We start from the raw sequence: 19,356 nt of genomic DNA, 5'->3' as shown, positions 1-19,356 counted from the left end.
TTCAGATAAAGGCTAATCAATAAGTAGAGGAGTTATTAAGAATGTTTAAAAAAAAAGAAAAAACAGGTAAAGCTGCGAATTTAAATCTTGAATCAGTCAAGAAAAATTTGCTAGATGAAATTAAAGATAGAGAGACTTATAATCGGATAGATATGGGACGGCGCACCGCTAATCCTAATAGTTTTATGAGTTATAAGCGCTTGAAAGATATGGTCATTACAGAACTTCCTGCCATTGCTGAACTCGAGGAAGAATCAGACGTAGTAAAAAGTCGTCCCTGAGCTCAAAGAGTGCATGCACTTGGTTAAATCCAGGTGATACTCCGAATTCGCGATTGGAAACTGGGTTATGGCTCATGCCTTCACCCAGCTTCCGGAGGAGCTGATTAGTAATCAGCATGCCCTGGAGTACGTGGGAAAGGAATTACATCGCGTACATTCGCTAACCCGGTTACATAGCTAACCAGACGCTCGAAACCCAAACCGAACCCTGCATGGGGGACAGTGCCGTATCGACGTAAGTCCCTATACCATTGATAGGTGTCTTTATTTAAATTGCATTCTTCAATTCGCTTGTCCAAAATTTCCAAACGTTCTTCACGCTGACTGCCGCCAATAATTTCACCAATTCCAGGGGCTAAAACATCCATTGCGGCAACGGTTTTGCCATCATCATTCAGCCGCATGTAGAACCCCTTGATTTCTTGAGGATAATTAGTCAGGATAACCGGTTTTTTGCAATGGACTTCTGCCAAATAACGTTCATGTTCCGATTGTAAATCCAAGCCCCAATTGACTGGGAACTCAAAGCTTTGCCCGCAATGTTGCAGAATCTTGATTGCATCAGTATAAGTCATTATTTCAAAATCAGACTCAGCGATATGTTCCAGTCGTTCAATACATCCCGGAGCCACAAATTGATTGAAAAAGTCCATATCATCAGCACGTTCTTCCAGAACGGATTTGCATAAATAACGCAACATGCTTTGACTTAAAGTGCAAATATCTTCTAATGTGGCAAAAGCGATTTCCGGCTCTATCATCCAGAATTCAGCGAGGTGACGGCTGGTATTTGAGTTTTCAGCCCGAAAAGTGGGACCAAAAGTATATACCTTCGACATCGCCATGCAATAGGCTTCAAGGTTTAACTGACCAGAAACAGTGAGGAATGTTTCTTTGCCAAAAAAATCTTTATTAAAATCAATTTGACCGTATTCATTTTTAGGAATATTCAAGAGGTCTAAAGTAGAGACGCGGAACATTTCACCAGCGCCTTCACAATCGCTGGAAGTAATGATAGGTGTATGTATCCAAAAGAAGCCTTGCTCATGGAAAAAGCGGTGGATTGCTTGCGACAGGCAATGACGAATCCGGGTTACCGCACTAATGGTATTGGTGCGGGGGCGCAGATGGGCGACCTCACGCAAAAATTCAAGTGTATGCCTCTTTGCTTGAATAGGGTAGGTATCGGGATTATCTACCCAGCCCACAACTTTAATGTAGTCAGCCTGAATTTCAAAAGCCTGGCCTTTACCTTGGGAAGCCACTAATTTTCCCGCAGCAATAATAGAACATCCCGCGGTTAATTTACTGACTTCATCCTGATAATTGTCCAGGCTGTCAGTAGCTACAATTTGAATGGGAGCAAAACAAGAACCATCATGCAGGCTGATAAAAGACAAGCCCATTTTAGAATCGCGCCGGGTTTTTACCCAACCTCTCACCGTAACGTGTTCATCAATGCTGATTTCACCATCCAAACATTGTTTTATGGTAAAAACTTCACTCATTTTTTTACTCCTCACTCTGAGTATACTTTGCGTCATCACTAAACACTGTTTAAGTGCCTTTTTCAATTCTATCAGTCGAGATACGCTCGTTGAAATAAAGCGCAGGTACGTTATCTCATGCAGTTCCGATTGAAGAATTTGTCCGATTAGCGAGAACTGGATACCTCTCGCAATTTGTGACTCCGTGAAGTATAGATACCTTTAACTAAAAATGAGATGATACACTGGGGTTATTAGCATTTCTACTGTCTTGGTGTTAAAACACTTTGATTTTCTCGCCCCTTGATAATCCCAATTATGAAAATGCTTTAGAATAATTATTGAGGAAATATTATGTTGCGACAAGTGTTCTGCATTTCATTGTTTTTTTGTTCTTTGGCAGCAACAGCAAATGATACCGTATTGAAGTTATACAGACCCTATGGGGATGTGGTGAACCAGGTTGTTCCGCAAGTGAAAAACACCCTCAGGGGAGAATGCTACTCTCAATCCCAACTCATTGTCCGAGAGGATGCCTGGCGTTGTATTGCAGGCGGCAAAACCTATGATCCCTGCTTTGTTAAAGCAGGTCCAAACAGAACAGAAGCTGTATGTCCACAATCTCCCTGGATTGGCGATAGTGTCCAAATCAAAGTGAAAGAACCTTTAAATAATGAGCAGAATAAAATTTTGGATATGTCCCAAACTTATCCTTGGGGTATCGAACTGACGAATGGGGAACATTGTGAAGCGATTGCTTCCGGGAAAATTTATGACCAGATGCCTGTACGTTACAAATGCAGCAATAACAACTACCTCGTTGGACATTTACAGCGGTGCAAAACGGTTTGGAGCATGCTTGAGAAAACACCTCAAGGTATTGTGACCGTAGAGTTAAGCAAAGCATGGTTTTAAAGTACTGCTTTAATAGACCTAAAGTAAAAGGATATGGCGAGGTGCTTCAAAGCCTTAAGAAAGGGTACGCTATGAGCTATTGAACCTCGGGAACTGCTTTTTGAAAAGCTTCCAGAGTTAAACAATGCGCGTTGATTTCATTGATAAGAGGATAGTTGCCCATGGGAAAATGAAAACGGTGGGCATTATAAACTTGAGGGATAAGGCAGAGATCTGCAAGCGACACTGAATCCCCAAAACAGAAGGGTTCTCTTCGTTTCAGAGATTTTAATTTCGCTTCAAACGCATCAAAACCTGCTTTTAGCCAATGGTGGTACCATTCGGTAACTTGAGTTTCAGTTGCTTGGAATTGGTCCTTTAAGCGGTTTAGTACCCTCAGATTATTCAAAGGATGCATATCACAAGCCACCATTAAAGCGAGTGAGCGCACAGCCGAGCGCTCCCAGGGGTCCTGAGGCAACAATGCAGGATTGGGAACAGTTTCTTCCAGGTAGTCAATGATAGCAAGGGATTGGCTTATTACCTGACCATTGATTTCCAGGCTTGGAACCAGGCCTTGAGGATTAACTTCCCGATACTCGGGTGAGTGTTGCTCTCCCCCATGATTTACTAAATGGATGTTTACTTTCTCATAGGCAATTTTTTTTAAATTTAAAGCAATACGCACACGGTAACAGGCTGTTGAACGAAAATAATCATAAAGTTTCATTACTCACACCTTTTTCACGACTTGATCAATGGCCCCAAAGAGGCTATTACCCTGTTTATCGAGCATTTCAATACGGATTCTGTCACCAAAATGCATAAAAGATGTTGTTGCTTGCCCTTGCGCTATGATTTCCAGCATTCGTTTTTCAGCAATGCAAGATGAACCTTTGCTGCGATCAAGGTTGGATACTGTTCCTGAACCAATAATTGATCCGGCACTAAGAAGCCTGGTTTTTGCAGCGTGTTCTATCAGCTTTGGAAAAGAGAAGGTCATATCTATTCCCGCATTCGGTTGACCAAATAGTTGTCCATTAAGATAACTTAACAAGGCCAGATGCACGCGCTCACCATCCCAGGCAGCACCTAACTCATCCGGGGTAATGGCGACAGGAGAAAAACTGCTGGAGGGCTTGGATTGGAAAAAACCAAATCCCTTCGCCAGTTCATTCGGTATTAAATTACGTAAGGAGACGTCATTAACGAGCATTAGCAGTTTAATATGTTGGCCTGCTTTTTCATGGCTTATCCCCATAGGAACATCATCAGTAATAACCGCAATCTCTGCTTCAAAATCGATGCCAAATGCTTCATCTGCGGCCAGGATAGGATCATGAGGACCCAAAAATGCATCAGAGCCTCCTTGATACATCAAGGGATCTGTCCAGAAGTTCTCTGGTAATTCAGCACCCCGGGCTTTGCGTACGAGTTCGACATGATTTACATAGGCACTGCCATCAGCCCACTGATACGCACGAGGAAGAGGGGCACTGTATTGTTGGGGATCAAATTTAAAGGAATTTTCCAGGTTGCCTTCATTGAGTTCTTGATACACTTTCAGTAATTTTTCTTCAACAGTATCCCAATTATCCAAAGCGTTTTGTAAGGTGGGTGCAATATGGGGGACTCGTATTGCAAGAGTTAATGCTTGATTAACCACGCATAATTCACCATCGCGTGATGATGTTGATCTTAAACTGGCAAGTTTCATAAGCTCCTCATTCAATGTAGCCTGGGTGAAGCGCAGCGATCCCGGGTTTAAATCATCAATTCCAGGGTCGGCTGCGCTTCACCCAGGCACAGTGCTCTACAGTCATTTTTAGGCGGATGTTTCTTTCAAAGTACCACGCCGTATCTGATCCCGTTCAATAGCTTCAAATAAAGCCTGGAAGTTCCCCTCACCGAAACCTTGATTCCCTTTGCGTTGAATAATTTCAAAAAACACAGGTCCAAAGATATTTTCGGTAAATATTTGCAACAATAAACCATGCTGGGGATCGCTTTCTCCGTCCATCAGGATTTTTTCTTCTTGAAGTTGCTTCACCGGTTCCTGATGCCAGGGGAGCCGAGCATTGAGCATTTCATAATATGTATCGGGAACATCCAGGAATTTAACCCCTTGTTCTCTTAATGTATGTACTGTATGGTAAATATTGTCTGTAGTTAAAGCGATGTGCTGAATGCCTTCCCCTTTGTATTCGTGAAGAAATTCTTCAATTTGGGATAAATCATCTTTGGATTCATTTAAAGGTATTTTTATTTTGCCGCAGGGGCTTCCCAGTGCTCGACTTAGTAACCCCGTCATTTTTCCTTTGATATTAAAATAACGAATTTCCTGAAAATTAAAAATGGATTCATAGAACTGGGCCCATTTATCCATATTGCCTCGAAAAACATTATGGGTCAGGTGATCAATGAGGATCAGGCCGTTACCTTGTACTTTTTTATTGGGTTGATGTTCCCAATGAGCCGAAAAGGGTTGATGTTGATCATCAACAAAATAGATCACACTGCCTCCTATTGCCTGAATACCCAATAAGCCATGGTGGGCATGGGTACAATCTTCAAAAGCAGTCGCTCCATGCTTGATAGCGTATTCAAAAGCTGTTTTGGCATTTTTCACCTTAAATCCCATGGCGCAAGCACCTGCCCCATGAGTTTTGGCATGTTCTTCTGCCTGGCAATGTGTGGCGGCATTGACTATAAACTGAATCTCGCCTTGCTGAAATAAAGTAATATTCTGATTTTGATGATGTGCTGTAGCTTGAAAACCCATTTCCATGAACTGTTGATGCAGACGTTGCTGATCGGGACCTGAAAACTCCAGGAAAGCAAAACCATCTAATCCACAGGGGTTGTTGTTTGTTTGCATTGTCTATTACTCCTTTAAAATGATTCAGTGCTTATCAAAAGTCTTTTCTCGGCAAAGAGAAAGGAAAAGATAAATATAACCTGGATTTAGGGTATGGAGGCCAAATGGGGAATCCTCATCCCACATTTGCTGCGCATCCTTCAGGTTTATTTTTCCTGGTTAAGAGGTTGTATTAAAAATAATCCATCAGCTATAGGAAGTAAACTAATAAACACGCGGTGATCCTTTTTTAGCAAATCATTGAGTTTTCTGATTTCTCTGGTCTGACCGCCAGTTTCATTTTCATCAATGACTTTACCATCCCAGAAAATATTATCTATAGCGATTAACCCTTTAGGTTGGATCAGTTTTAATGCCAATTCGTAGTAATTCACGTAATTGGTTTTATCGGCATCAATAAAAATGAAATCGAATTTATGTTCCCAACCTTCATCGATAAGAGCATGCAAGCTATCCAGGGCGCGGCCAAGCCGTAATTCAATTTTATGGTCTTGTCCTGCTTCTTTCCAAAAAGGGTGTGCCTTGCTTGTCCACTCTGCACTGATATCACAGGTAATGAGTTTTCCTTCATCAGGTAAAACCAGGGACATCGCTAAAGCACTATAGCCAGTGAATGTTCCCAACTCCAAAACATTTTTTGCGCCAAGCAAACGTAGAAGCAATTGCATGAATTGTGCTTGCTCCGGCGCAACTTGCATGTTTGCCAGCTCCATAGTGGAGGTGATTTTGCGTAAACCAGCCAGGGAAGGATGTTCACGCAAAGATTTGTCCAACATGTAATCATAAAGCTCTGGAGTTAGGCTTAAATGTTTCATAGCACCCCTATGATAATTTTTCTTTTGCCAAATTATCTGCTATTTCACTCGTGGGTAAGTTTTCTTTAGCGGACAGGGCAAATATTTCGGTTAAATGAGTATAAATGTCATCGATTTGTTCGTTAATTTTCTCTTCAGAGGTGTGAAGATATTTTGATGCAGCAAATATCAATCCTCCGGCATTAATGACATAGTCCACAGCAAACAAAATGCCTTTGTCATGGAGTTTTTTTCCATGATAGGTATGGGCGAGTTGGTTATTCGCAGCACCGGCAATAATAGGCGTTTGCAGTTGGGAAATAGTAATGTCATTGATGATTGCACCTAAAGCACAGGGAGCAAAAACATCACATGGAACTTTATGTATTTGATCAGTACTTACTGCTTTGGCACCAAATTCGGTAACAGCGCGTTCAACTGCAAGAGGAGAAATATCTGCTACCGTTAATTCCGCTCCTAATTCATGTAAGTGCTGGGCAAGCAAAAATCCAACATGGCCTAATCCCTGGATGGCTACATGCACTCCGTTGAGACTTTCTTTCCCTAATTTGAAAGCTACAGCCGCTTGAATGCCGCGTAAAATACCGCGGGCAGTAGAGGGGGAGGGATCCCCTTGATATTTGGATAAACTGGCTACATAAGGAGTGTGCTCGCCAATAATGTCCATGTCAGGCAATTCGGTTCCGCTGTCAAGGGCGGTAATGTAGCGACCGTTTAATTCATTAACAAATCGACCAAACTGATGCATGTATTGGGCACGATCAAATGGTCCTTTTGGCTTGATGATAACTGATTTGCCGCCTCCCAAAGGCAGATTGACCGATGCTGCCTTAAAGCTCATTCCCCGGGCAAGACGCATGGCATCCTGAATCGCTGCAAAAGTATTGGGATATTCAATGAAACGACACCCTCCCAAAGCAGGGCCTAATTTGGTATTGTGGATAGCGATGATCGCTTTCATTCCAGTTGCCGGATCAACTTTAAAGTGTAAGTCACCAAAACCATGAGAGAGAGCGTAATCGAGGAAATCATCTTCAGCTATTATTTGGTTACTATTTGATATATCGTCCACAGAAATCATTGTTTATGCTCCTCTTGCAAATATTTTGCAGAAGTTATATTCCTATTTTTTAATTAAATCAATGGTACGGTTAATAATTTGGTATCTTAATGCTTGCTGGTATACACTAATTTCATTATTCATCTAATATGGAGAATGTCATGCTTCAAATCGTTGTCAGGATATTAGCTTTAATGGTAATCATGCCATTTGCGTTTGCTGATAATGCGTTACCGCCGCCACCTCCACCCTATCCTCAACTGGTTCTTGATAAAATTGAATTTCAACTTTCGGCAAAACAGTGGGTTACGACTCAAACTGCTTTATTGGGGGTGAGTATTAATGTGACTTTAACCAGTGCGGATCTGGTCAAGGCGCGTGCTGACATTATGGATAGATTAAATAAAATCGCCAAAGGGGAGTGGCATTTGATTGAATTTGCTCGTTCCCAGGATAGTTCTGGCCTGGAAAAATTATTTGTGCAAGCCCAGGCACGAGTGAACCAGGAAGCTTTAACTGATATTTATAAAAATGCCAAGGATGTGAGTTTGCCTGGCGCTAAATATGAAATATCCAGTGTGGATTTTAAACCCAGTTTTGATGAAACCCAGGCTGTTCTAGGGCAAATCAGGCAACGTTTGTATCAACAGATAAATGATGAACTTGTCCGCATTAACAAGACTTATCCCGGACAAAATTATACAGTAAGTAATTTGGTGTTTTTTGAAGGCAATAATCCACCGCAGCCCAGACCATTGCAAGCGAAGGTAATGAATACCATGATGATGGGGCAAGCCCTTGCTGCACCGGCTTTAACAGTAAGTAATGAAAGGATATTAACGGCACTTGTTGAAGTGGCTTCCAATCGTAAGCAATAAAGTTGTCTTAAATGGGCAAATCATGGGTTTGAAGGACGGCATTTAGTGAGTTTTTTTCGCCTGGTACACGGGCTTACTACGTTATGAGTTTTGCCCATCATGTTTTATAAAAAGGGGATTTAATTTGTTGGTTGTTGAAAAAATTATTGGACATCGGGGAGCCTCTGCTTATGCTCCTGAAAATACGTTGGCTTCTTTCAATAAAGCGTTGTCTTTAGGTTGTCATTTCATTGAGTTTGATGTCATGTGCAGTGCTGATGGAGAACCTTTTGTAATTCATGATGATAATTTAAAAAGAACAACAAATGGACGAGGCGATGTAGGATTGGTTGAGTCTGCCTATTTGCAGTCCCTGGATGCTGGTTCCTGGTTCTCCCGACAATTTAAAGGGGAAGCCATTCCCCACTTCAAGGAAGTCTTGAAGTGGCTCTCGTTTTCGGGAGTACAGGCAAATATAGAGATTAAGCCATATCCTGGTACTGAAGAGCAAACTGCCGTTAGCGTTATGAGTCATATTCAACGTTATTGGCCGCAGGGGAAAGATTTACCCCTGGTATCCAGTTTTTCCTGGGATGCTTTGGTCTTATGCCGTAGTATTGCCCCGGAAATGCCATTAGGGTTACTTCTCCATGCCTGGGATGCACAATGGTTAAAAAAAGCAAAGCAACTGGAGTGTTTTTCCATTCATTTTAACCGCAGGGTATTAACAGAGGAGCGCGTCAAAGCAGTCAAAGCTGCAGGTTATGTTCTTTGTGCTTATACGGTGAATCGCAAACGTTTGGCAAATAAGTTATTTGGCTGGGGAGTTGATGCGATTTTTAGTGATTACCCTGATTTACTCGCATGAAAAAATTAATCCTTTTTTTATATGTCGTTTTTTTTGTTTTATCTGCCCAGGCAAAACCGGTTGAACTGGTATTTTGGCATGGGATGGCAGGGCATTTGGGAGAAGAAGTCAAATTAATTGCCAATGATTTTAATCAAAGTCAAAACAAATATCTTATCAAACCTGTTTATAAGGGAAATTATGTAGAGACATTAACAAGTTTTGCCGCTGCATTCAGGGCCCATCATCCCCCGGCAATTGTGCAAATTTTTGAAGTGGGAACTGCCATCATGGAATCGCCAAAAGGAGTAATAAAGCCGGTAGATGAATTGATGCAAGAACAAGGACTAAGCTTGCCTAAAGAAGATTTTATTGCATCCGTTCGCGAGTTTTACAGTAAAAATGGGCAATTAATGGCTTTGCCTTTTAATCTTTCTGTAGCAACGTTGTATTACAATAAAGACATTCTTGCCCAAGCAGGTTACTCCCCGGCTAATTTTCCCCGTACCTGGGCTGAGATGGAAGTATTGGCAGTGAAGTTAAAAAAGGCAGGTTATGATTGCACTTATACTACGGCTTATCCGGGTTGGGTGCTTTTTGAATCTTTTTTGGCGATTCACGGCTTGCCCTTAACTCAAAATAATCCTGCTCGGGCCGTATTTGATACGCCGCAATTAGTCAGACATTTTGAACGGTTGAAACGTTGGCATTCCTTGCATTATTTTCGTTATGCGGGCAGGGTTGATGATGCCACCATTTTATTTACCAGTGGTATTTGTCCTTTGTTCAGTCAGTCTTCCGGGGCGTATAATAGTTTAGCCTCTCTGGTGCCATTCAATTTGGGGGTTTCCAGTATGCCTTTAGATACGGAAGTGAGTAAGAAAAGGCATGCTAATGTAGCTGGAGGTGCTGCATTATGGGCAGTAGCCGGTCAATCACCGGAACATTATAAAGGAATAGCTCAGTTTTTTGCTTTTATTGCAAAACCGGAAACGCAAAAACGTTGGCATGAGCATACAGGGTATCTGCCTTTAGGGCTACAAGGCATCTATGCCGGTATTTTACAGAGCAGTCAACACCCGACTTTAATGATGGCACGGACGGATTTGGCAGGTGAGCTAAAAGAAAAGCCATTACATCGCTTTGGCCCACAAAATCAGATTCGCGGAATTAATGATGAGGTTTTGGAAGCGATGTTTGCTGGTTTTCTAAGCCCAAATCAAGCATTGCGAGAATCCACGGTACGTACAAATCATGTGTTATCCCGTTTTGTAAGAAATACTGGCAAGCACTAATTAAAAGGCAAGGGATACTTCGTGCTGGCTAAGCATGACGGTAGAAATAAAAACCCCCACCGGAGTGGGGGTAGCAGGAAATTCAAATTTTAAGAAACTTGAAAATGGGTGTTAATGGCTTCCATTTGTTCCAACAACTGACTTTCTTCCTCTTTCATTTTGCTCAATTCAAGGGATCCCTCTTTAATTTTTTCCTGAAGTTCAAGGACGCTTTTTTCCAGTTCATCAATTTCCACTTCAACTTGCTGGATTGCTTCTTTTACTTCTTTGGTTGCTGATTCAAGTTCCGCCCTCTTAAGAGTGGATCTTACCCAAATCAAATAAAGAGAGGGGTTTCTGGCATATTCAGCAGGCAGCGGATTGCCTTTCTTTCTTCCAGGTACAATTTGTAATTCCTTTTCACACTCTTCTATATCCATATCAATGGAGTCCTTTTTTTGACTAAAGTTTTCTTGAATTTTCACCAATTGTGCTTTTTTTACATCTTGAGTTTTCTCTCTGTCCTTTAACAGGCTATCAAGTAGTTCCAGTTTCTCGGAAAGTAACTCAATTTTTTTATGTAAAGGTAAGCACTGTTTGAACAATCTGAAGGTGTTGAATCCTCTTACTGCACTTTGAATCGCCACAACCGCTTGTTCTTCCCTTTGAGCTTGTTGCTCTCGATTCAGCATCACTTCTCGTGTTTTTGCAGCTGAATTTTTTGGATCAATGATATCGTCCACAGTGAGAATTAACCCTTTGTCTTGATATCGCTTATCAATGTATTGTTGTGCACGTGCTGAAACATCTTTATTTCTTACACAACGTCCGGTTGCTTGAGGTCCGGACAGTATGCCGTTAATCGCATTGATATTTGCTTCAATTACTGGCGAATTCGAATTAATAACCTGGACATTCAGGATATCCCGAATACTCACACCTGTAGCAATAACCTCATCTGCTACGATATGCGTTACCAGTCCTGCTTCAATTTGAGCAAGCAGTTTATTGATTTCATCCTGATCCGTATTCAGATCAATTGCACTGGCATAGTGAACCTTTAATTTGGTTAAATCAACAGGGGCAGCATGGGTAACTACCTCAGATATGGGTTTTGAATCCTTGATCTTGGCCACCATTGCTTCAGCTCTATCCAAAATATATTCGACCATGGCTTCTTTTTGCTCTGTAGGCAATTTAGAAATAGGTGCTCCCAATTTTGTTAAAGCCTGATTGAGTTTTACCCTGTTTGCTTCTTCGCATGCTTTCAGCTTGTTTAAGAAGGGAGGAGGTATTTCCCCATCTTTTGTTTTATATTTCTTGATGTTCTCATCACATTCGCTTAAATATTCTTCCAGTTTATGGGTTCTGTCTTTTTCAGCGATATCCGTGAATTTTTCATTAAAAATGAGTGCAAGAGCAAAACTGTTGATTGTTCTTTGAATATCTTTTTGTTGTTCCGTTTCGATATCCTGTTTTAAGTTCACCGGATGAGAAGAAACTTGTTTAAGGACTTCTTCTTCATTTACGGTTCCAAATTTCTTGCCTAATTGCAATCGCGCTTGGTATTCTGATTTTTTTCGGAGCTCTGCAACTTGAGCTTGATATCTTTCAAGGAACGATGCATCTCCATCAGCAATTTTCTGATAAACTTCGGCCAATTTTTCACGAGTAGCCTTGTCATCGGAAAAGCCCATGTTCCGTTGAGCACGGATACGGTTCAATACTAAAGCTTGTTCAACGGCTTGTTGCTGTGCAACAGAATCTTCCATTCCTGTATTTGCTTTCTTGATTTGCTCTTTTAATTCGACAGGATCAGCATAACCATTCATACCTTCCTGGAGATAATAATCATCAAAATAATGAACTACGGCCTGATCGATCAAATCTTTTTCTTCCAAATAAGCCACTTCAGGTTTAATTGGACGAATGGTACCTAACTGGATTGCAGCTCCCAGGCTTAAATCATCCAAAGGTTCCCCAGAAAAGAGATCATACAATTTGGAAGTTGGAGTAGCTGTTAACGCCAGGATGGAATTGCGATTTTTCAAACCTTCCAAAATATGAGCATCTTCCTCATTGAATGTATGGCGATGGCTTTCATCAATTAATACCATTGAATCTTTTATTTCGCCCGCAATGATTTTGAATAATGGATGTTCAGCTTGTAATACAATTTGATCATAGGCTTCGGTGCCAGCTATCACTTTGGCAAAATATTCCCTGATTTTTTGTTTATCTTCTTCTTGCAAATCGCTTAAATCTTTTTTAAGGCCTTCCCAGTCTACATCGACATTTGGTTTAATTGTATCCAAATGGAAAACGGTAGGAGTATGTGAAGTACCATTGACTTTTCCTGCACCCAACATCTTTTGAGTTTCAGAAGATTGTTGATCAACTAATGTTTTATCAGGAACGATCATCACGGTGCGTCCTACTGCTTGCGCAATTCCGGCCATAACAATACTTTTACCAGAACCGGTTCCCATAACAGCAAGACGTTGTTCTTTTCCAGCACTTAGGCTGTCAGCATATTTGGCTAAAATTTCATTTTGATATGCATGCGGAACAAAAGATTTGGTGTCAACAGCCAACCCTTTTTTGGTCACTGCACGGAGATCACCTTCTTTATCATAGGTTAATTTAACGGTCGCTGAGTGGTTGTCATCGAAAAACAGTTTTCCTCTGCTCACTTCGGCATTTAATTTGCTGGTAATATTAACAGTGTATTCCTGCTGGTCTTCTTGCACACCATCAAAAGTAAAATCTACTGTATAAACTGCACCACCAATAGTAATTGCAGCTTCAAGATGCATTTTTTCATCGGCTTGTTTTATCCATTGGCTTTTTTCTTCATTGGGCTTTCCTGCTTTCGCTAAAATTGCTTTTACGACATTTCCAATCTTAGGATCCTTTTTTGAGTTTTCTACCGCAATAATTTCCTTTGCTGAGCCGACAGTAACCACTGCGCCATTGGTTACAACTTCTTTTAATAAATGAACTGCAGCGACTGTATCGGTATAGTCTTTTAGATCTGCAATCTGTCTTTTGACAATTTCGCTATTCGCGCCCATAAGAATTCCCCTTAGAATAATTTTTAAAAATAAAAATATAATCCAGGTCCTTATAAATTATATTTGGAAACATAGGTTCTATTTCCCTAGCATTGCCGATTATACAAAAAGAACATTAAGCAACCATTAAGTGCATTTATTGGTAAATTGGCAAACAATATTTGCGATTTACTTAATGTTTTTGGATTATACAAAAAAAATATTAAGTGACTATTAAGTGGTTTTTTTGAAAATAAACTGAGCATTCGATGGGTTTTGCGAAGAAAATACCCACCTGATTGATGAATCTTCTACCGGCTCATCTCCATTTACTTGTATTTTAAAATTCATTTGTTTGATAATATCTTTAACTCACTGTCTCTTTTTTGGTGATAAACTCAGAGATAACAGATGAATTTTTTTCATTAACCCATACAGAAGGCAAATGACACAGGATGGTGGAGTGACGAATGGCTAATATTAAGTTTAATCAAACAAATGAGACAAAAACGAAGATCATGAATCGTTTGGGCCAATTAGGGTTGCAACCCGATGCACGCATGATGCAGACGCTGGAAGAGAACATAAACCATCTCAATCGATTAACTTCATTATTTAATGCATTAAAAAAAGCCAATATTGCCCTCGATGACAGACTCCATGGTATTATTGCGAGTAATGTTACTATTGCGAGCTATGTGGTTAATTTACTCGGGCTTTTGCATGAAAAAGGAATTGATGCTGCCATCATTCCCCTGGAGCTTTTATTTAAAGCTGCCAAATCAGAAACTACAGTTGGACATGGAATGCGCAAGCTTGCCACCTCTAACTCGCTTGATGCCGGGACTGTAAATTTGCTGCTTTCTTATCCTGAGCAATCTTATTTGCTTGCGGATTTAATTATTAACTTCCAGGAACATGCTTACCCTACTGAAAAAATAGTGGAGAAGCTTACTAAATTCTCAGAAAAAAATATGAACACAGCCATTGAGCTGCTCACCTTACTTTTAAAACATAACCTCTATTACTTTGAGTGCTTGGATATTTTATTAGGACAACAAGAATATTTAAGCAAGATTTATGAGGGGGCTAAAAAACTTGTTGTAGAAAACATAATCACATCGGCTTATTTTACGGTAATTGAAAAAAATCCTAAAAATGCCAATGTTGTAGCTAACCTTATTTTACTTTTACACAACGTCTCGCTTATTGATTATAAGAAAACAGAAGATCTTTTAATTGTGAGTAAATTAGGAGTGGGTGCATTTCACTTTCTGATGCATTTACAACAATCCGGTTTGTTGAATGCAGAAAATTATAAAAAAGTCTGTGATCATAATTCGATTCTGAATCATACTGAGGTTATTGAGTGTTTGAGCAGCCTTCCTTTATTTGTCACCCTCGAAGAAGAAGAGTTGAAAGAAATGCTTGATTTGATTAATAAAAAGCCTAGTTCGCAAGCGGATCGACTCGATTTTATCGATTTGATTCAAAAGTATGTTTTAACCAATAAACCTCATTTGTAAAAAATCAGAAAAATTGCTTTAAGACGAGCAAATATGATATATTTTGCGCTTAGAGATTAATTTAAGGACAATTGCATGGGTGGAACAATCGATGACAGTACGAATGTAATGATAGTGAATTTAAAGGCTGGAGCTTCTTTTCCTTCTACTATCAACGCTAACCTTCTTGAACGTTTGAGAAAATCAAGTTTATCTGATAATCCACGAATCGTAGCTCTTATTCGCGATTATCCTGATTATGGTAATCGTTTGCTTTCCTTGTTCAGAGTCTTGAAAGAATTTGAAATCGAGGTGAGTGATAATCTTGAAGAACTTATAAAAAAAGATATTTCGAAAACGGGTATGGTAGTTAATTTGTTAGGCATAATGAAACAAATTGATATGGATCCCAAATCTCTTCCAATAGAACTTATATTTAAGGCTGCCCAATTTGATTCTGTAGTAGGGCAAAGCATAAATAATTTGAAGATGGCGGATTTACTTGATTTACCTACCTTGGAATTACTATTTTCTTATCCACAACATGCACTAGAACTATCCCAGTTATTAATTAACCTTCAGGAATGTGCCTTTGATACTTCGATCCTGGTGGACAAGCTCACCGCGACCCCCGTTGCAGGCTATCAATTGAAGACGATTCTTGATTTGCTTGGTTTAATATTGGAAAAAAATATTTATTATCCCGCAATAGTAGACATCCTTTTAAGACAAGAAAAATATATTGAAAAAATTGCCGAGGGAGCTCGAAAACTTGCTGCAGAGAATCTGCTCTTATCCAACTACTTTGAGTTGCTTGAACAAAATCCTCAAAATGCCAATGTATTTGCTAAAAATATTATTTTACTGAATAACGCATCACTTATTGATCATCATGATTTTGGCAGTTTGGTGAAAGTAAGCAAATTAGGGGTTGGGGCTTTTCATTTTATGAGGCTTTTACAAATAGCAGATTTGTTAACTGAGAAAAATTATCAAAAAATCTGTGCGCACAATGACCTATTAAGTCGGGCAGATATTATTGAATCTTTAGGTCAACTTCCGATGATTGCCACGTTCAACAAGGATGAGCTGGAACGCATGTTGGAGATAATGATCAATAGCCCGTTACCTGTCGCAGATGTCCTCGCTTTTCGTTCAATTCTCGCTAATCATCTTATTTGTGAAGAGCAGGTATCACGCACGAGGCTTAATGCTTAATCAGCAAGCAGCATAACTGCTTGCTTTCCCTTTTACTCCATTCCTTTTTTAATTATTCAAAACATGGCCCTGTTTTTCAATGAAGTAGGGTCATTGCATTGAGTTGTTGTTCGATAGCTTGTTGTTGAGCGGCCTGATTTTGCTGTTGCACAATAGCCATAGTATCATTCATTTCATTAATAGCATTCTCTTGTTGAACAATCGCGGGTGTATCAATTGAGGTGTTCGCATCCACAGGCACATCGGGATAAGCGGCTTGCGGTGGATTGAATCCAGGAGCATAAGTGTATTTGATTGGTTGATTCACCGTACCCACCACATAGGCAGTGGGAGCACATCCAGTTAAAACAAGCATCATTTCCAAAAGACCAATAGAACAAATGGCTTTTAACATAAATCGACCTTAGGCAGCCACTAAATTAAGAGGCTTGCTAGTTTGTCTGTATTTGTTTAATTATAGAACAAATTGATATACAATTGATCAAAGTTTAGGGTTTGTTGAACACGAGGGCTTTTTAAACGGCACGTGAAAAACCCGGAGATTTTGCAGGTTTTTCACTTTCATCCCGATCAAAGAGTAGGGGCAGATAGGTCATAATGGTTCCAGAAAACTCCCCAGATTAGGTTTTTGACCAAGGCGATATTGGTAAACAACATAAAATGCCATGATGTTTTTGAGATAATTACGCGTTTCTTGCCAAGGCAAGGTTTCTATCCAGACATCAATTTCTTTGGGTGGGTGGCTCCTAAGCCAATAAACTACTTGCTTAGGCCCCGCATTGTATGCAGCCGCAATAAGTATGGGGTGGTTGCCAAAGCGTTTAGCAAGTTGTTTTAAATAGGCTACGCCGATATTGATGTTCTTTTGCGAGAGAAATAATTGGTTTTGATCGGTATAGGGAATCTTATCTGCTTTGGAGACAACACGGGCAGTATAAGGCATAACTTGCATTAAACCCCGTGCGCCTACTGAAGAGGTTGCATCATCCCTGAAACCACTTTCCTGACGAATGATTGCATAAATAAATTCCGGAGCCACAGCATATCTTTTTGAGTACATTGAAATACTGTCTTTATATGCCAAAGGGAAGCGTAGCGACAGCTGGTTATTTAGCGTCTCATTATTACTTAAGTATACCGATTTGCCATGCCATTGTAATTTTTGATCGATCCAATACACCAGCGCGCTTGCCTCATCTTTAGGTAGTTCACTAATAAAATCATTGAGTAAACGCGATGCTTGCAGGGTTTGCTTGCTCATGTAGAGGGTTTGGATTTGATCAATAAATGTCTGATAAGGTTTTAATACCTCAAGGTTTGTTGTGGGTGCTTCATTAGTAAAACTTGGTTTTTTATTGAGGCGAAGGCTGGCAAGAAATCCATAATACTGTCTGTTTCTTGCTAAAGGTTCATAAAGCGCTTTTGCCTCTGTTATTTTTCCTTGTTCTTCCAAAGAGCGTGCCAACCAATATTGCCAACACGGTTCGTCCTTATGCTTAGAATCGTTAATCAATCCAGTGACTTGAGCCCAGTCTTTTCGTTTTAAGGCAAAACGGATTTGCCAGTCCAGTAACACATCATTGTAATATTGAGGTTTTACTTTAGCGAACCACTCCAGCGCATCTTCATGGTTGCGCATGGCTTTATAAAGGGCAACATGGGCCAGAAAAGATTGCTGTTGCCCCGAATTAAGCATTTTTTGAGTTTTACTTTGTTGCCATAATGCCAGGGCTTTATTCATATTGATGGAGACCATACGTTTAAGGCCATAAAGATAGATGTCACTATTTAATCCGCCGGGATTTAGCATGGTTATATTTGCCGGATTTTGATAGATGGAGTTTAAGACATTTAACTCAGCTGTGTGGGGTATGTTGTACTGCTTTAACAGATAACGCGCTAACTGGATGTTACGTCGTTCTAGGGCAAGGGCTAATCGTTGGGTAATTAAGTTTTGATCAAAGTTATTATCTTTTAAAAGCAAAGTAAATAAACTGTCACAGGAGGGAGGTCTCGAATCCCCACTTAACCATAGGGGAATGGAGGCTTTTAAAGCCTCTTCCTGTTTGCCTGTATTGTAATTTGCTATCTGCTCGTAACAAACAAGGTTTAAATCATTAGACGGCTGATAATATTGGCTAAAACTTACCCAGTTTTTGTTTTTAGCTAATTCATACAACCATTTTTCCCTTAATTTTGTAGATAATGGTGTCGTTCCGGCAATAAAATCGAGAAATTCAGCATTGGGTGTATGCGAAGGAAGATTTTGACTATAAGACAAATAAGTATTAAAACGATCCATGTAAGCCTGGCCTGAGAGAGCAAGGCAAACCTGAGAACTGATCAACAAGCCTAAACACAAAATAATTTTTTTCATAAGCTTTCTAATTAAAAATCTGTTTAATTTTTATTCCGTTGCTCTAAAATGGCGTCATTTTAGTTCAATCTTGTGAATGGGCAACAGATCCTAGTTGTTTTCGCATTGAATCAATTGTTTCCTTGTAATTACTACTGTTGAATACAGCCGCACCGGCTACAAACTGGTTTGCTCCTGCCCTGGCTAAAGCAGCAATATTATCTATAGTTACCCCCCCATCGACACAAAGGTCAATATGGGGATAGAGTGCACGGATTTGGGGTATTTTATCGATAATTTCAGGGATCATTTTTTGGCCCCCAAAGCCCGGATTTACCGTCATGACCAGGATAAAATCGAGTTTATGGGCACACCAGGTCAACACCTCAACGGGCGTTGCCGGATTAAGTACAAGACCTGCCTCACATCCCAAATCTTTAATAAGTTTCAAGCTGCGATCCACATGGATGGTCGCATCGGGGTGGATACTAATTCGCTTTGCGCCGGCTTTAGCAAAAGCTTCAATCATGGCATCCACAGGTTCGACCATGAGATGAACATCGATAGGGTAGCTAGGGAAACGTTTGCGCAAAGCCTCACAAAAGGCAGGACCAAAGGTAAGATTAGGAACATAATGATTATCCATAACATCAAAATGGATAAAATCAGCCCCGGCATTCATAACCGCCTCTACTTCAGCACCGAGACATGTGAGATCCGCAGACAAGATTGAGGGTAAAATATGATAAGTCATAAACTTTAATTTTAAATTGGAGGTATAGGTATATCATATGCTGTCTTGAAAAAACATTCCATGATGTTAAGAGGATT

Annotated in this window: 17 protein-coding genes; 7 read left to right on the top strand and 10 right to left on the bottom strand. The window is 40.2% G+C overall.

Annotated features, from left to right (window positions below):
* The first annotated feature begins 41 nt into the window (after positions 1–41).
* Complete coding sequence (locus KYQ_RS09345) at positions 42–281, top strand: hypothetical protein (protein WP_010652742.1); 240 nt, start codon at positions 42–44, stop codon at positions 279–281.
* Between the two features lie 104 nt (positions 282–385).
* On the opposite strand, the gene asnS is transcribed toward KYQ_RS09345, so the two are convergent.
* The gene (gene asnS, locus KYQ_RS09340) at positions 386–1,789 is read right to left on the bottom strand and encodes an asparagine--tRNA ligase (protein WP_010652743.1); all 1,404 of its coding nucleotides are present in this window, start codon (positions 1,787–1,789) and stop codon (positions 386–388) included.
* Positions 1,790–2,122: 333 nt separating this feature from the next.
* Here asnS and KYQ_RS09335 point away from each other — a divergent pair, with 333 nt between their 5' ends.
* Complete coding sequence (locus KYQ_RS09335) at positions 2,123–2,683, top strand: hypothetical protein (protein ID WP_010652744.1); 561 nt, start codon at positions 2,123–2,125, stop codon at positions 2,681–2,683.
* A 76-nt stretch (positions 2,684–2,759) separates the two neighbouring features.
* On the opposite strand, the gene maiA is transcribed toward KYQ_RS09335, so the two are convergent.
* The 5 genes from maiA to KYQ_RS09310 form a co-directional block, all read right to left on the bottom strand.
* Positions 2,760–3,392, bottom strand: a complete 633-nt coding sequence (gene maiA / locus KYQ_RS09330) for a maleylacetoacetate isomerase (RefSeq protein ID WP_010652745.1) — start codon at positions 3,390–3,392, stop codon at positions 2,760–2,762.
* A 3-nt stretch (positions 3,393–3,395) separates the two neighbouring features.
* Positions 3,396–4,379: a fumarylacetoacetate hydrolase family protein gene (locus KYQ_RS09325; protein WP_010652746.1), complete on the bottom strand. Its 984-nt coding sequence runs from the start codon at positions 4,377–4,379 to the stop codon at positions 3,396–3,398.
* A 108-nt stretch (positions 4,380–4,487) separates the two neighbouring features.
* Positions 4,488–5,540, bottom strand: coding sequence for a 4-hydroxyphenylpyruvate dioxygenase (hppD, locus tag KYQ_RS09320; protein ID WP_019349921.1), 1,053 nt, complete (start codon positions 5,538–5,540; stop codon positions 4,488–4,490).
* 146 nt (positions 5,541–5,686) lie between these two features.
* Positions 5,687–6,355 carry a class I SAM-dependent methyltransferase gene (locus tag KYQ_RS09315; RefSeq protein WP_010652748.1) on the bottom strand — a complete coding sequence of 223 codons (669 nt, stop codon included), beginning with the start codon at positions 6,353–6,355 and terminating at the stop codon, positions 5,687–5,689.
* A 7-nt stretch (positions 6,356–6,362) separates the two neighbouring features.
* Positions 6,363–7,436, bottom strand: a complete 1,074-nt coding sequence (locus tag KYQ_RS09310) for a Leu/Phe/Val dehydrogenase (RefSeq protein WP_010652749.1) — start codon at positions 7,434–7,436, stop codon at positions 6,363–6,365.
* Positions 7,437–7,576: 140 nt separating this feature from the next.
* Between KYQ_RS09310 and KYQ_RS09305 the strand changes: the two genes are divergently transcribed.
* From KYQ_RS09305 to KYQ_RS09295, 3 genes are all read left to right on the top strand, one after another.
* Entirely contained in the window at positions 7,577–8,293 is a 717-nt protein-coding gene (locus tag KYQ_RS09305) for a hypothetical protein (protein WP_010652750.1), read from the top strand.
* A gap of 127 nt (positions 8,294–8,420) precedes the next feature.
* On the top strand, positions 8,421–9,140 hold the full coding sequence (ugpQ, locus tag KYQ_RS09300; RefSeq protein ID WP_010652751.1) for a glycerophosphodiester phosphodiesterase: 720 nt from the start codon (positions 8,421–8,423) through the stop codon (positions 9,138–9,140).
* Positions 9,137–10,414, top strand: coding sequence for an extracellular solute-binding protein (locus KYQ_RS09295; RefSeq protein ID WP_010652752.1), 1,278 nt, complete (start codon positions 9,137–9,139; stop codon positions 10,412–10,414). Before ugpQ ends, KYQ_RS09295 begins: the two co-directional genes overlap by 4 nt.
* Before the next feature lie 89 nt (positions 10,415–10,503).
* On the opposite strand, the gene KYQ_RS09290 is transcribed toward KYQ_RS09295, so the two are convergent.
* Positions 10,504–13,467, bottom strand: coding sequence for a DEAD/DEAH box helicase family protein (locus KYQ_RS09290; RefSeq protein WP_019349919.1), 2,964 nt, complete (start codon positions 13,465–13,467; stop codon positions 10,504–10,506).
* A gap of 449 nt (positions 13,468–13,916) precedes the next feature.
* Here KYQ_RS09290 and KYQ_RS09285 point away from each other — a divergent pair, with 449 nt between their 5' ends.
* Entirely contained in the window at positions 13,917–14,972 is a 1,056-nt protein-coding gene (locus KYQ_RS09285) for a hypothetical protein (RefSeq protein ID WP_019349918.1), read from the top strand.
* Between the two features lie 75 nt (positions 14,973–15,047).
* The gene (locus tag KYQ_RS09280) at positions 15,048–16,169 is read left to right on the top strand and encodes a hypothetical protein (RefSeq protein ID WP_010652756.1); all 1,122 of its coding nucleotides are present in this window, start codon (positions 15,048–15,050) and stop codon (positions 16,167–16,169) included.
* Between the two features lie 76 nt (positions 16,170–16,245).
* Here the strand turns inward: KYQ_RS09280 and KYQ_RS09275 are convergent, their stop codons facing one another.
* The 3 genes from KYQ_RS09275 to rpe all read right to left on the bottom strand — a co-directional run bounded on the left by KYQ_RS09275 (position 16,246) and on the right by rpe (position 19,279).
* A complete protein-coding gene (locus KYQ_RS09275) occupies positions 16,246–16,563 on the bottom strand; it encodes a hypothetical protein (protein WP_010652757.1) in 318 nt (105 codons plus the stop codon).
* 198 nt (positions 16,564–16,761) lie between these two features.
* On the bottom strand, positions 16,762–18,546 hold the full coding sequence (locus KYQ_RS09265; RefSeq protein ID WP_010652758.1) for a transglycosylase SLT domain-containing protein: 1,785 nt from the start codon (positions 18,544–18,546) through the stop codon (positions 16,762–16,764).
* Positions 18,547–18,610: 64 nt separating this feature from the next.
* Positions 18,611–19,279: a ribulose-phosphate 3-epimerase gene (gene rpe / locus KYQ_RS09260; RefSeq protein ID WP_019349917.1), complete on the bottom strand. Its 669-nt coding sequence runs from the start codon at positions 19,277–19,279 to the stop codon at positions 18,611–18,613.
* Between the last annotated feature and the right edge of the window lie 77 nt (positions 19,280–19,356).

Source organism: Fluoribacter dumoffii NY 23 (assembly GCF_000236165.1).
In the GTDB taxonomy this organism is placed as follows: domain Bacteria; phylum Pseudomonadota; class Gammaproteobacteria; order Legionellales; family Legionellaceae; genus Legionella; species Legionella dumoffii.
The sequence above is the reverse complement of the archived record's forward strand: the minus strand, read 5'-3'. Positions and strand labels throughout refer to the sequence as shown.

Coding starts and splice junctions, on each gene's coding strand:
- asnS (WP_010652743.1), bottom strand. CDS start 1,789: ATGAGTGAAGTTTTTACCATAAAACAATGTTTGGATGGTGAAATCAGC.
- hppD (WP_019349921.1), bottom strand. CDS start 5,540: ATGCAAACAAACAACAACCCCTGTGGATTAGATGGTTTTGCTTTCCTG.
- KYQ_RS09310 (WP_010652749.1), bottom strand. CDS start 7,436: ATGATTTCTGTGGACGATATATCAAATAGTAACCAAATAATAGCTGAA.
- KYQ_RS09335 (WP_010652744.1), top strand. CDS start 2,123: ATGTTGCGACAAGTGTTCTGCATTTCATTGTTTTTTTGTTCTTTGGCA.
- KYQ_RS09275 (WP_010652757.1), bottom strand. CDS start 16,563: ATGTTAAAAGCCATTTGTTCTATTGGTCTTTTGGAAATGATGCTTGTT.
- KYQ_RS09285 (WP_019349918.1), top strand. CDS start 13,917: ATGGCTAATATTAAGTTTAATCAAACAAATGAGACAAAAACGAAGATC.
- maiA (WP_010652745.1), bottom strand. CDS start 3,392: ATGAAACTTTATGATTATTTTCGTTCAACAGCCTGTTACCGTGTGCGT.
- KYQ_RS09345 (WP_010652742.1), top strand. CDS start 42: ATGTTTAAAAAAAAAGAAAAAACAGGTAAAGCTGCGAATTTAAATCTT.
- KYQ_RS09325 (WP_010652746.1), bottom strand. CDS start 4,379: ATGAAACTTGCCAGTTTAAGATCAACATCATCACGCGATGGTGAATTA.
- KYQ_RS09315 (WP_010652748.1), bottom strand. CDS start 6,355: ATGAAACATTTAAGCCTAACTCCAGAGCTTTATGATTACATGTTGGAC.
- rpe (WP_019349917.1), bottom strand. CDS start 19,279: ATGACTTATCATATTTTACCCTCAATCTTGTCTGCGGATCTCACATGT.
- KYQ_RS09295 (WP_010652752.1), top strand. CDS start 9,137: ATGAAAAAATTAATCCTTTTTTTATATGTCGTTTTTTTTGTTTTATCT.
- KYQ_RS09290 (WP_019349919.1), bottom strand. CDS start 13,467: ATGGGCGCGAATAGCGAAATTGTCAAAAGACAGATTGCAGATCTAAAA.
- KYQ_RS09280 (WP_010652756.1), top strand. CDS start 15,048: ATGGGTGGAACAATCGATGACAGTACGAATGTAATGATAGTGAATTTA.
- KYQ_RS09265 (WP_010652758.1), bottom strand. CDS start 18,546: ATGAAAAAAATTATTTTGTGTTTAGGCTTGTTGATCAGTTCTCAGGTT.
- KYQ_RS09305 (WP_010652750.1), top strand. CDS start 7,577: ATGCTTCAAATCGTTGTCAGGATATTAGCTTTAATGGTAATCATGCCA.